This is a genomic window from Cardiobacterium sp. (genome assembly GCF_057314735.1).
Window position 1 is genome coordinate 1 of record NZ_DBHKZK010000049.1, and the last position, 12,868, is coordinate 12,868.

Genomic DNA, 12,868 nt, shown 5'->3' on the forward strand with positions numbered 1-12,868 from the left:
GGCAGGGCGCGCATTATAGCTTCAACAATCCACCACGCAACCCCTTTTCCTCAAATCTTCCAACTTTCTTCATTAACACCTGTTTTTACTAATAATATTTTTTACCTTTACACTCAACTCCGAGCCATTCGCCTTCTGCTAGGCTTTTTCCAGGTGCTTCGGTAAGATGCTGCCCCTTCCTTTTAACTGAAACCTTGGAGTTTTTATGGATGTAATTGCACGCATCAAAGACCAGCTCGAATCCACACCGGTCATCCTTTATATGAAAGGCACGCCGGATTTCCCGCAGTGCGGTTTTTCGGCGAAGGCGGTAGCCTGTTTGAAAGAGGTCGGTGAGCCGTTTGCTTACGTCAATATTTTGCAGGATCCAGAAATTCGTGCCGAGTTGCCGAAATACGCCAACTGGCCGACGTTCCCGCAGTTGTGGGTCAAGGGCGAGCTGATTGGCGGCTGCGACATCATCACTGAAATGCACCAGGCGGGCGAACTGGCACCATTGCTGGCGAACATTGAGTGGCCGGACGAAGACTGAATAGCGCTATAACCAACGGCTATCCCGTCGCCCCGTCCGCCGTGGCACAATCCCCTTCCCATCACCAACCGCGAGAATCTCATGAAAAAATCCCTGATTTGTACCGCTCTTGGCCTTGCCGCCCTCGCCCAGATTGCGCAGGCTGGCACGCTGGATGACATCAAAAAACGTGGCGAGTTGCGTTGCGGCGTCACCCAGGCACTGGCCGGATTTTCCGTCGCTGACGACAATGGCCGCTGGACGGGGCTGGACGTGGACTATTGCCGCGCGCTGGCATCCGCCATTTTTGACGACCCGGAAAAAGTCAGCTTCCGCCCGACCTCGTCAAAAGAGCGCTTCACCGTGCTGCAATCCGGCGAAATTGACGTACTGGCGCGCGTTACCACCTGGACGACCTCGCGCGACGTTGATATGCCGTTTGATTTCATCGGCGTCAATTACTACGACGGCCAGGGTTTCATGGTGCGCAAAGACCTTGGCATCAAGAGCGTCAAAGACCTTTCCGGCGCGTCTATCTGCACCAACACCGGTACCAGCACCGAAACCAACATGGCGGACTATTTCAAATCCAACGGCATGGAATACAAGCCGGTGATCTTTGAAAAATCCGAAGAAGTAAAATCCGCCTACGATGCGGGGCGCTGCGATGCCTACTCTTCGGACGTTTCCGGCCTCTATGTCCAGCGCAAACTGCTTGCCAAACCGGACGAGCACGTCATCCTGCCGGAAGTCATCTCCAAAGAGCCGCTTGGCCCGCTGGTACGCCAGGAAGACCCCGCTTTCAAAGACCTCGCCGCGTGGACACATTTCTGCATGGTCAATGCCGAAGAATACGGCGTCACCAAGGCAAACCTTGAAGAAATGAAAAAGAGTGAGAACCCGAACATCCGCCGCCTGCTCGGCCTTGAAGCCAACGGTGCGGACAAACTGGGCGTAGGCGCGGATTTCTGCGCGAAAATCATCAAACACGTCGGCAACTATGGCGAAGCCTACGACCGCAACGTCGGCAAAGACTCGCCGCTCAACATCGAACGCGGCCTGAACCGCCTCTGGAACCAGGGCGGCATCATGTTTGCCCCGCCGCTGCGCTGATATAGACGAAGCCCTGTACGGCATTTCGCCGCCTGACCGGGCTTTCTAAAAAAATGGCGAAGCCATTATGTAAATGACCCAAGCGGTTCCAGCCGCTCTTCCCGCTCCAAAGCCCCGCCCGTCGGGGCTTTATCCCGACTGCGCATCGCGGTGGTATCATGCCGCGCGTTCAACCAACCGGAAGCCTGACATGGCGGTTTATTTCACAGCAGATACCCACTTTTTTCACCACAACATCATCAAATACTGCAACCGCCCCTTCCGCAACGTCGCCGAAATGAACGCCGCGATGATTACACGCTGGAACGCGCAAGTGGGCAAAGGCGACCGCGTCTATCACCTGGGCGACGTCTCCTTTGGCGGCCTTGCCGAAACCTTCCGCCTGCTTGCCGAACTCAATGGCGAAATCTGCCTGGTCAGCGGCAACCACGACGATGAACTTGGCGCCGACCCCTACCTGCGCGAACGTTTCCGCTGGATCAGGCCCTACCATGAAGACACCCTGGACGGCCAGCCCATCGTCCTTTTTCACTACCCCATCCTTGAATGGCGCGGCGCGCAACGCGGCAGTTGGCACCTCTACGGCCACACCCACGGCACCGTGCGCCTGCGCGGTGCGGCGCTGGACGTCGGCATAGATGCCCATCCCGAACACCGCCTGTGGTCGTGGGACGAAATCCGCGCCCGCCTCGCAGCCATCCCGCCCCTGCCCTACCCGCCCCGCAACCCCAAAGCCTGAACCCATGCAAGACTACACCTGGCGCCGCGCCTTCATCCTCACCATCCCCATCCTCCTCGGCTACATCCCGCTAGCCATCGCCTACGCGGTAATGTGGACGCAAAACGGCCTGCCCGCGCTGTGGGCGCTCGCCGCCAGCATCTTCCTCTACGCCGGGGCAATGCAATTCCTCCTTGCCGGCCTTTTGATAAACGGCACCAGCCTCGGCGCGGTCGCCCTTGCCACCCTCGCCGTCAATTTACGCCTCATCTTCTACGGTTTCTCCTTCCCGACCGCCGCCTACCGCGGCCGCCCGCTGCTCCTCGCCTACAGCATCTTCGCACTGACCGACGAAGCCTACAGCCTCATCGCGCCGATGGGACGCGACACCGACCCGCGCCTCATCACCCGTATCGAAGCCCTCTGCCAACTCTACTGGATTGGCGGCACCGCCCTCGGCCTCCTCCTCGGACAAATCATCCCGCCCGCGCTCACCGGCTTCGAATTTGCCCTGACCGCCCTCTTCCTCATCCTCGCACAAAGCCACAGCTACTACCGCGAACGCCGCCCGGCGCAAGCCTACGGCCTCATCGCCATCCTCATCGCGCTTGCCACCGTCAGCGAGCGTAACGTCCTGGCGACCGCCATCGCCATCCTCCTCGCCCTTCTCTGCCTCAGCCCCCGCAAAACCGCCGCATGAACCACACCGCCATCGCCGCCGCCGTCCTCGCCAGCGCCATCATCACCTTCGCCCTGCGCGCCTTCCCCTTCCTCCTCGCGCGCATCGCCCGCCGCTACGACACCACCTTTGCCTGGCTCGGCCGCGTCATGCCGCCGGGCGTGATGACCATCCTCGCCCTCTACGCCGCCAGCACCCTCAAATGGCAACCCGCCAGCGCCGCTGCCGTCAGCGCCCTTGCCCTCATCACCGTCATCGCCCTCGAACACCGCTGGCGCAACCCCGTCATCAGCGTCCTCGGCGGCATGAGCCTCTACATCGCCGGACAAAGCCTGCTCGCCTTGCCATAGCTCGCCGCGCGCAGTATCGTGCAATCCCTCAACCCAACCCGAAAGGAGCCACCCATGAGCCGAGAAGTTCCCGCTGTCTTCGGCAGCGTTTTCTACCCCGAAATGCCGGTTATCGCCTACGAAAACGGCGCCTGGCAACCCGTGCGCTGGCAGAACAGCGCCGAAATCACCCTGCCCGCCGGCGCACACGGCCTGCACTACGGCAGCGAATGCTTTGAAGGCCTGAAAGCCTTCCGCCAAAAAAACGGCGACATCGTCCTCTTCCGCCCGGACGACAACATCGCGCGAATGCAACAAAGCGCGCGCCTGCTCGAAATCCCTGTGCCGGAAACCGCCGCCTACCGCGACGCCCTCTTTGAACTGGTGCGCCGCGCCGCCGACATCGTGCCGGACGCGCCGAACGCGATGTACCTGCGCCCGACCCTCATCGGCACCGACCCCGTCATCGGCAAGGCCGCACACGGCACCGACAGCGCCGTGCTCTACATCCTCGCCTCGCCGGTGGGTGACTACTTCAAGGTCGGCAGCCCGATGAAACTGCTGGTTGAGACCCAACACCAACGCTGCGCACCGCACATGGGACGCATCAAATGCGGCGGCAACTACGCCTCCGCCCTCGGCTGGACGACCGCCGCCCACAAAAAATACGGCGCGAACCAGGTCCTGTTCTGCCCGAACGGCGACGTCCAGGAAACCGGCGCGAGCAACTTCATGCTCATTGACGGCAACACCATCCGCACCAAACCGCTGACCGACGAGTTTCTGCACGGCGTCACCCGCGACTCCGTACTGAAAGTCGCCAAAGACCTGGGCTACACTATCGACGAACGCGACCTGACCGTCGCCGAACTGCAACTGGCGGTAGAAAACGGTGCGGAAGCCATCCTCACCGGCACCGCTGCCGTCATCTCGCCCGTAACCAGCTTCGTCATTGACGACAAAGAAATCCCGGTCGCCAACCAAAAACATGGCCTCGCCATCCGCGAAGCCATCACCGCCATCCAGTACGGTGAAACCCCCGACCGCTACGGCTGGATCAAAAAAGTCTAAAAATCTGAAAAACGGCAAGGGCGGGGAAGCCCGCCCTTTTGCCTTCGCGCAAAACCATCCCTGCGAAAAAAACGGCGCCATGAGCGCCGTTTTTTTGTGGGTGAATGCTCAACGCTGCTGCATCACGCGGGCGAAACACGCCTTGACCGTTTTCACCGCGACATTGCTGACTACCTGCTGGCGGGTGGCAGGGTTCAGGACTTGCAGCATTTCTTCGCCGCTCATCTGTGCCGGGGCTTCTTCGCTGACGCAGCCGCAGATTTTGTTTTCCCATTGCTGTTTGATTTCCGCGCCCATCAACGCCGAGGCGAGTTGCCATTCCTGGCGGGCGTTGAGCTGGCTGTGGCATTGCTGGTCAATCTGCGAGCTGATCAGCTCGCGGGCAATGGCGTTTTGGTTGAGGCCGCCGCTGGTGGTGCAGCTGCCGAGCAGGGCGGCGGCGATAAAGGTCAGGGTTTTTTGCATATTGGTTCCGGTTAGGGGGAGATGGGATTTACATACACCTGAGCGCTCAAGGTGTATGTATATGGTTCAGAATCCTTGTTCGTTGAGCCAGGCGGCGATGTCGGTGATTTGTTCGGGGATGACCTGATGCTGCATCGGGTAGGTTTTCCATGCGGGGGCGTAGCCTTTGCTTTTCAGGAGGTTGTAGCTCAGTTTGCCGACGCTGTAGGGGATGACCGGGTCGTGGGTGCCGTGCATTTGCAGGATGGGCGGGCAGTGGGCGCAGTCGGCGGGCGGGGTGTGGTCGCGGTCGGCGAGGTAGGTCGAGAGTGCGAGGATTCCCGCGCAGGGATGGCGCAGGCCGAGGTAGAGCGCCAGCACGCCGCCTTGCGAGAAGCCGGCGTAGAGGAGGTTTTCTGCCGGAATGCCGCGCTGTTCTTCTTCTTTGGCGATGGCGAGGATTTGCGCGGCGCTCGCCTCGATGCCGGCGAGGTCTTCGTCGCGTTGTTCGAAGCTGAGGTCTTTGATGTCGTACCAGCCGCGCATCGGCATGCCGCCGTTCAGGGTGATGGGGCGCACGGGGGCGTGCGGGAAGGTGATGCGCGTGGTCGGGCGCAGCTCAAGCTGCGGCAGGATGGGGACGAAGTCGTTGCCGTCCGCGCCGAGGCCGTGCAGCCAGATGATGCTGTGGGTGACGTTTTTTTCGGCGCCGCGGGTGATTCGTTCGAGGGGCTGTGCCATAATTTCGCTCCTTTTTTAGCGGGTTTTTCGCAATGTTCAGGTTTTTTGTGTTTTTTATTGTAACGGCTTTGTGCGCGGGTTGCGGGCAGAAGGGGCCGCTGTTTTTGCCGGATGATGCGCCCAAGGCGCAGGAGCAGGCCGGTGAGTGAGTTTTTGTCCGGGTTGGATGCGCAGGGGCGCGTCGGCGGGGTGTCGCTGGTGCAGCTCGTTGCCGAGTTTGGTTCGCCGCTGTATGTGTATGACAGCGATGCGATTCGTGCGCAGTTCCGCGCGTATTTGGCGCACGGTTTGTCGCGTGAGGTGCGATTGCATTTTGCGATGAAGGCGAATTCTAATCTCGCGATTTTGCGCCTGCTCGCGGCAGAGGGCGCGGGGTTCGATATTGTTTCTGGCGGCGAGTTGGCGCGGGTGTTGCAGGCCGGCGGCGATGCGGCGCGGGTGGTGTTTTCCGGTGTGGCGAAAACGGATGCGGAGTTGCAGGCGGCGCTCGCGGCCGGGATTGGCTGTTTTAATGTGGAGTCGGCGGCGGAGTTGCAGTGTCTTGCCGAGGTGGCGACAGCGATGGGCAAGGTTGCGCCCGTCGCGCTGCGGGTGAACCCGGATGTGGACGCGAAGACGCATCCGTATATTTCCACCGGGATGCGTGAGAACAAGTTTGGCGTGGCGCTGGAAGACGCGCCCGCGTTGTATCGTTGGGCAGCGGCGCAGCCGTCGCTGCGCGTGGCCGGCATCGGCTGTCATATTGGTTCGCAGATTCGTCTGCTGGAGCCGTTTTTGCAGGCGGCGGATTCGGTGCTGGCGCTCGCCGATGCGCTGGCGGCGGAGGGCATCGCCTTGCAGCACGTGGATTTGGGCGGCGGTCTCGGTATTGAGACGGAAGCTGAAAAGATGTCGCTATCGCCTGCTGATTTGTCTCGCGCGCTGCTGGAGAAGGTGGGCGAACGCCCGCTGCGTCTGCATTTGCAACCGGGACGGTCGCTGGTCGGCAATGCCGGGATTTTGCTGTCGCAGGTGGTGTTCCGTAAGTCGCAGTCGGGGCGCGAGTTTTTGATGCTCGACGCGGCGATGAATGATTATGTGCGCCCGGCGCTCTATCAGGTGCGGCCGTCGCTGCTGAATTTGTCGCGCCCGTATGACGGGGTGTCGCGCATGGATGTGGTCGGCCCGGTGTGCGAGAGCGGCGATACCTTTGCCCGCGATTTTCCGATTTGCGGCGAGCGCGGCGATGTGGTCGCCATTCCCGGCACCGGCGCTTATGGGTTTTCGATGGCGAGTAATTACAACTCGCGCCCGCGTCCCGCCGAGGTGTTAATCGAGGGCGGGCAGGCACGGTTGATTCGCCGCCGCGAGTCGTTCGCCGATTTGTGGGCGCAGGAGCTGTTATGAGCGGGCAGTCGTTGTATGACAAGGTCTGGCAGGCGCATGTGGTGCGCGAGGCGGACGGGCAGGCACTGCTTTATATTGACCGTCATTTGATTCATGAGGTGACTTCGCCGCAGCCGTTTGACGGTCTGCGTCTTGCCGGGCGCAAGCCGTGGCGGGTCGATGCGATTCAGGCGGTGCCGGATCATAATGTGCCGACGTTGCACCCGGAGCGCGAGATTGAGGACGCGGTTTCGCGCGCGCAGGTGGAGGCGCTGGAGCGCAACTGCGCCGAGTTTGGCATTCGTCTGTTTGGGCGACGTGACCCGCGCCAGGGGATTGTGCACGTTATCGGCCCGGAGCAGGGCTTGACGCTGCCGGGGATGACGATTGTTTGCGGCGATTCGCATACGTCCACGCATGGCGCCTTTGCCGCGCTGGCGTTTGGCATCGGCACGAGCGAGGTCGAACACGTGATGGCGACGCAATGCCTACCGCAGAAGAAGACGAAGTCGATGCGCATCGTCATTGACGGCGATTTGCAGCCGGGTGTGTACGCCAAGGACATGATGCTGGCGGTGATTCGCACCATCGGCACCGCCGGCGGCACCGGTTACACGCTGGAGTTTGCCGGCTCGGCGATTCGCGCGCTGACGATGGAGGGGCGGATGACGATGTGCAATATGTCGATTGAGGCGGGCGCGCGTGCCGGGCTGGTCGCGGTCGATGAGAAGACGATTGCCTATTTGCGCGGCCGGCCGAGTGCGCCGCAGGGCGCGCTGTGGGAGGCGGCGGAGGCGTATTGGCGCACGCTGGTCAGCGATGACGATGCGGTTTTTGACGCCGAAGTGGTGCTTGAGGCGGCGAAAATCGCGCCGCAGGTAAGCTGGGGCACGTCGCCGGAAATGGTGGTCGATGTCGGCGGCGTCGTACCGCATCTTGCCGATGCCCGCGACGACAACCAGCGCAACGCCTACGCGCGCGCGCTCGATTATATGGGGCTGCACGAGGGGCAGGCGGTGCGCGACATTCCGCTCGATGCGGTATTCATCGGCTCTTGCACCAACGCACGCATTGAGGATTTGCGCGTCGCCGCGCGTATCGTTCAAGGGCGCAAGGTCGCGGCCAATATTGAGATTGCCCTGATTGTACCGGGTTCCGGTCTGGTCAAAGCGCAGGCAGAGGCGGAAGGGCTGGACCGTATTTTTATGGATGCCGGCTTTGAGTGGCGTTCGCCGGGTTGTTCGATGTGTCTGGCGATGAATGCCGACCGCATTCCGGCGGGCAAACGCTGCGCTTCCACGTCGAACCGCAATTTTGAAGGGCGGCAAGGGCAGGGCGCGCGCACCCATTTAGTCAGTCCGGCAATGGCAGCCGCAGCGGCGGTTGCCGGGCGCTTTGTCGATGTGCGGGAGTGGTTGGCATGAAGGCGTTTACCGTTGAACGCGGCGTACTGGCGCCGCTCTTTCGCAGCAATATCGACACCGACGCGATTTTGCCGAAGCAGTATTTGAAGCTCATCAGCAAGACGGGTTTCGGTCAGTATCTTTTCGATGACTGGCGCTATCTGCCCGACCGTGCGCCCGACCCGGCGTTTATCCTCAATGAGGCACGCTACCAGGGGGCGAAATTCCTGCTCGCCGGGGCGAATTTCGGCTGCGGTTCCTCGCGCGAGCACGCGGTGTGGGCGCTCGATGAATACGGTTTTCGCGCCATCATCGCGCCATCCTTCGGCGACATCTTCTATAGCAACTGTTTCAAAAACGGCGTCCTGCCCGCGCAGGTCAGCGCTGCCGACGCCGAAGCGCTCTTGGCAGCGACGCAGGCGGCGGAAGCGGTTACGATTGAAGTCAATCTGGAAACGCAGACGATTCAATGCGGTGCGGCAAGTTACCCGTTCGCGGTTGACGGTTTCCGCAAGCACGCGCTCTATCACGGCCTCGACGACATCGGGCAAACGCTGCAACACGCCGCCGACATCCGCGCCTTTGAAGCGCGGCACCGGCAACAATTCCCCTGGCTTTTCAAGGAATAAACATGAAAAACATCCTCCTCCTCCCCGGCGACGGCATCGGCCCGGAAATTATGGCAGAAGCGGAAAAAGTCCTGCATCTATTACAAGAACAGGCGGGGCTGGCGGTCGCGCTTGATTACGCCGACCTCGGCGGTTGCGCGGTCGATGCCAGCGGCGAACCCTACCCGGAAGCGACCCGCGCCAAAGCCCGCGCCGCCGATGCCGTACTGCTCGCCTGCGTCGGCGGGCCAAAATGGGACGGCTTGCCGCGCGCGCAACGCCCGGAAACCGGCCTGCTCGCCATCCGCGCCGATTTGGGACTGTTTGCCAACCTGCGCCCGGCACACGTCATGGACGCGCTGATAGACCGCTCCGCGCTCAAAGCCGAACGGGTGCGCGGGCTGGACATCCTCATCGTGCGCGAACTCACCGGCGGCATCTACTTCGGCCAGCCGCGCGGCATCGAAACCAACGCGGCGGGCGAACGCGAGGGCTACAACACCCTGCGCTACAGCGAAAGCGAAGTACGCCGTATCGCCCGCGTCGCCTTTGAAGCGGCGCGTGGGCGGCAAAAACGCCTCTGCTCGATAGACAAAATGAACGTGCTGGAAAGCTCGCAACTGTGGCGGGAAACCGTGGAAGCCGTCGCCGCCGACTACCCCGACGTCGCGCTGACGCACTTGCTGGTTGATAACGCCGCGATGCAGCTCGTGCGCGATCCGCGCCAGTTCGACGTCATCGTCACCGGCAACCTCTTCGGCGACATCCTCTCCGACGAAGCCTCAATGCTCACCGGCTCGATTGGCCTGCTACCGTCTGCATCCTTGCGCGACGACGGCGTCGGCCTGTTTGAACCCGTACACGGCTCCGCGCCGGACATCGCCGGGCAGGGCATCGCCAACCCCTACGCCATGCTGCTCTCGCTCGCCATGCTGCTGCGCCACTCCCTGCAAGAAGAAAGCCTCGCCTGGCTTCTGGAAAACGCCGTCAAAGAAAGCATCAGCCAGGGCTACCGCAGCGCCGACATTGTTGCAGACGGGCAACAACCATACAGCACCGCCGCCATCGGCGATGCCGTCTGCAATTACCTGGAAGCAGCATTATCACGGGGTTGGTAAAACATTACTTGCTTGTATAACAACTGCTGCTATAATCTCAATGTTGTTTTTATGATACCGCCGTAGATGCAATACGGCTCAGGAGCACAAAATGAACAGGAATCAAACACCTGCACGTCTGCGCCACACCGTTGCACTGGCAGTCGGTCTGGGGTGCAGCAGTGCCGCCATCTCCATCGGCCTCGGCCCTATCCACGTCAACTCCAGCATTGGCCAGCCGATGAGCGCCACCATCCCGGTAGATGGCATGACTGCCGCTGCCGCCAAAGGTGCAACCGTTCAGCTTGCCAGCCCCGCGGCCTATCGCGCCCAGGGCGTAGAACTGTTGCCCATCCACAAAAAACTGCGCTTCAGCCTGGTACCGTCTGGCAAAGGATACGTCATCCGCGTCACCAGCACCGCCACCATCCGCGAGCCGTTCGTCAACTTCATGCTGACCATCAACAGCAACGGCAGCACCGTCACCCGCGAATACGCCGCCTTCTTTAACGCCGACCCGCTCAACCCGAACGCTGCCGAACCGATGGCTATCATCGAAAAACCGACCCTGGCGGACAGCGACAGCAAAGGCAAGAAAAAAGGCAAAAAAGACAAAGACGAAAACAGCGAACGCGAACTGCTGCCCATCGGCGAGCCCGAATCACGCAGCGCGCTGGCAGACAACCGCAAAGCGGCAAAAAGCGAGCCCGTACTGGCAAACCCGAAAAAAGACAAAGAAAAAAACAAAAAAGACAAAGCCAAAGAAAAAGAACAACTGGCTGCGCGCAGCAAGGCGGCAGCGCCCTTGCGTGCCGCCAGCGCCGACAGCGAAGGCTGGGGCGGACACGACCTTGCCACCCAGCCCAAACAGGCGCGGCCGGTACTGGCCGACCGTGGCAACAACGACAACGGCGACGGCGGCTACTCCTACTACTCCACCTCGGTCAAACCGGGCAGCATCCCGGTGGGCAGCAAATACGGCCCGGTCAAATCAAACGAAACCCTGTTCTCCATTGCCAACGCCGCACGCCCGTCCGAATCCGTCTCCATCCAGCAGATGATGCGCGCCATCTACAACGCCAACCGTGGCTCCTTCGCCCATAACGACATGGGCAACCTGATGGTTGGCAGTACCCTTACCATCCCCGATCCGGGCGCCGCTGCCATGCCTGCCGCCAAAACCGAAATCGCCGACAACGGCGCCAAGGCCAAAGCGGAGGCGAAAAAAGCCGAAAAAGCGGCAAAAGACAAGGCCGATGCCGCCAAAGCCGCCGCTGCGGGCGCAGCCGCTGCCACCGCCGACAACGCGCTGGCACAAAACGACGCTGCCGAAGCCAAAGCGGCCACCGACACCCCGGCAGTCGCCACCGAACTGGCACAAAACAACAACGCAGGCGACCAGGACAACAAAGCCGCCGCGCCCGCACCCGAGGTGGCGCAAAACGATACCCCCGCCGCCCCGGCAACACCCGAAAATGCCGCGGAAAACGCCCCGCTGGATGGCAATGCACTGACCCTGGACGGTGCCGACACCCTCGTCGCCACCAACAACCCGCAGCCACAACCCGACGCCAGTCCCGAACCCGAACCGGTTGACCTCACCGCCGACAACCCGGCGCCGGAAGTCGCCGCCAACGATACCCCGGCAGACGCTGTTGCCGTACAACCTGAACCCGTTGCTCAGCCCGCACCAGCCGAAGAAACCCCGCCGGTGGAAGTCGCCAGCAACGATGCCGCGCCGGCACCGGCCGCCCCCGCCGTCGTGCCGGAAATGAAGAGCGAAACCATCGCTGCGGTCGCCCAGGAAAAACCGGAAGACAAAATCTCCAGCGGCCTGCCGTTGCCGCTGTTGGCCGCTGCAGGCACCGGCGTTCTCGCCCTCGGTGGTGCCGCCGCCTTCATGCTCGCCAAGCGCAAACGCCGTGACGACAGCGACGAAGACAGCATCGAAGAATTTAGCGCAGCAGACATCGAGCGCCTCGCCGCCGAAATGGACAGCAGCGAAAGCCAAAAAATCGGCGACAAAGTCGGCGAAGTCAAAATCCGCAACGCCGCCCCCGCCAGCACCGACGTGGACGGACTGGAACGCCTGGATGCGCAACTCTCCGAACTGGACGACCTCAACAAAAAATTCTCCGGTCTGCCCAAATACCGCGACGAATACGACGACGGCGAACCGCACTCCGCCGACGAACTGCCGGACGACTTCTTCAAAGACCTGGAAATCCCGGAAGACGAACCCGCCGCACCGGTCGCCGCCGTGGCAGGCAACGACCGCGCGAAACAGGAGCCGACCGCGATTGCCGTACCGCCTGCCAGCGACAGCGACGAAGACTACGACTTCTTCAACGACCTTGAAAAACTGTCCGCCGAAGACGAGCCCGCAGCTCCGCTGAAAAACGGCAAGGATCACACCGCCAAAGCCGAGCCGCACCTTTCCGCCGCGCCTGCTGCCGAAGCAGAAGACAGCTTTGACGACTTCCTCGCTTTTGCCAGCGAAGACGCGCCTGCCGCCAAACCGGCGGCCAAAGCCGAAGCCACCCCGGTCGCGGAAGAAAAAGACGACTTTGATGACTTCCTCTCCTTCGCCAGCGACGAAGAACCCATCGCCCAACCTGCGGCGAAAGCCGAAACCGCGCCTGTTGCCGAAGAAAAAGACGACTTTAACGACTTCCTCGCTTTCGCCGAAGAAGAACCGGCAGCACCCGCTACCAAAGCGGAAAACAAGGCAGAACACGCCGACAAAACCGCCGCCGAGCCGGAAGACGACTTCGACTTCCTCTCCTTTG

14 protein-coding genes are annotated in these 12,868 nt (G+C 61.6%); 12 read left to right on the forward strand and 2 right to left on the reverse strand.

Annotated features, from left to right (window positions below; genetic code table 11):
• The first annotated feature begins 205 nt into the window (after positions 1-205).
• From grxD to ilvE, 6 genes are all read left to right on the forward strand, one after another.
• Positions 206-532: a Grx4 family monothiol glutaredoxin gene (gene grxD, locus ACO54Z_RS05725; RefSeq protein ID WP_298079529.1), complete on the forward strand. Its 327-nt coding sequence runs from the start codon at positions 206-208 to the stop codon at positions 530-532.
• Positions 533-613: 81 nt separating this feature from the next.
• Positions 614-1,624: an amino acid ABC transporter substrate-binding protein gene (locus tag ACO54Z_RS05730; protein ID WP_485996154.1), complete on the forward strand. Its 1,011-nt coding sequence runs from the start codon at positions 614-616 to the stop codon at positions 1,622-1,624.
• A gap of 190 nt (positions 1,625-1,814) precedes the next feature.
• Positions 1,815-2,363, forward strand: coding sequence for a metallophosphoesterase family protein (locus tag ACO54Z_RS05735; protein WP_485996155.1), 549 nt, complete (start codon positions 1,815-1,817; stop codon positions 2,361-2,363).
• A 4-nt stretch (positions 2,364-2,367) separates the two neighbouring features.
• Complete coding sequence (locus ACO54Z_RS05740) at positions 2,368-3,042, forward strand: AzlC family ABC transporter permease (RefSeq protein ID WP_485996156.1); 675 nt, start codon at positions 2,368-2,370, stop codon at positions 3,040-3,042.
• Positions 3,039-3,371: an AzlD domain-containing protein gene (locus ACO54Z_RS05745; protein WP_485996157.1), complete on the forward strand. Its 333-nt coding sequence runs from the start codon at positions 3,039-3,041 to the stop codon at positions 3,369-3,371. Before ACO54Z_RS05740 ends, ACO54Z_RS05745 begins: the two co-directional genes overlap by 4 nt.
• Positions 3,372-3,389: 18 nt before the next feature.
• Positions 3,390-4,421, forward strand: a complete 1,032-nt coding sequence (ilvE, locus tag ACO54Z_RS05750) for a branched-chain-amino-acid transaminase (protein WP_485996158.1) — start codon at positions 3,390-3,392, stop codon at positions 4,419-4,421.
• Positions 4,422-4,529: 108 nt separating this feature from the next.
• Here ilvE and ACO54Z_RS05755 read toward each other — a convergent pair whose 3' ends face one another.
• Positions 4,530-4,886 (reverse strand): hypothetical protein, encoded by a 357-nt coding sequence (locus tag ACO54Z_RS05755; protein WP_485996159.1) that lies wholly within the window; start codon positions 4,884-4,886, stop codon positions 4,530-4,532.
• A 66-nt stretch (positions 4,887-4,952) separates the two neighbouring features.
• Positions 4,953-5,606, reverse strand: coding sequence for an alpha/beta hydrolase (locus tag ACO54Z_RS05760; RefSeq protein WP_485996160.1), 654 nt, complete (start codon positions 5,604-5,606; stop codon positions 4,953-4,955).
• Positions 5,607-5,638: 32 nt separating this feature from the next.
• Between ACO54Z_RS05760 and lptM the strand changes: the two genes are divergently transcribed.
• The 6 genes from lptM to ACO54Z_RS05790 all read left to right on the forward strand — a co-directional run.
• The gene (gene lptM / locus ACO54Z_RS05765) at positions 5,639-5,755 is read left to right on the forward strand and encodes an LPS translocon maturation chaperone LptM (protein ID WP_298079537.1); all 117 of its coding nucleotides are present in this window, start codon (positions 5,639-5,641) and stop codon (positions 5,753-5,755) included.
• Positions 5,748-6,992, forward strand: coding sequence for a diaminopimelate decarboxylase (lysA, locus tag ACO54Z_RS05770; RefSeq protein ID WP_485996161.1), 1,245 nt, complete (start codon positions 5,748-5,750; stop codon positions 6,990-6,992). The genes lptM and lysA overlap by 8 nt, the downstream gene beginning before the upstream one ends.
• Positions 6,989-8,395, forward strand: coding sequence for a 3-isopropylmalate dehydratase large subunit (gene leuC, locus ACO54Z_RS05775; RefSeq protein WP_485996162.1), 1,407 nt, complete (start codon positions 6,989-6,991; stop codon positions 8,393-8,395). The genes lysA and leuC overlap by 4 nt, the downstream gene beginning before the upstream one ends.
• Entirely contained in the window at positions 8,392-9,003 is a 612-nt protein-coding gene (gene leuD, locus ACO54Z_RS05780) for a 3-isopropylmalate dehydratase small subunit (RefSeq protein ID WP_485996163.1), read from the forward strand. Before leuC ends, leuD begins: the two co-directional genes overlap by 4 nt.
• A gap of 2 nt (positions 9,004-9,005) precedes the next feature.
• A complete protein-coding gene (gene leuB, locus ACO54Z_RS05785; protein WP_485996164.1) occupies positions 9,006-10,100 on the forward strand; it encodes a 3-isopropylmalate dehydrogenase in 1,095 nt (364 codons plus the stop codon).
• 91 nt (positions 10,101-10,191) lie between these two features.
• Positions 10,192-12,868 (forward strand): FimV/HubP family polar landmark protein (locus tag ACO54Z_RS05790; RefSeq protein WP_485996165.1); only part of this gene is annotated, 2,677 nt, incomplete at its 3' end.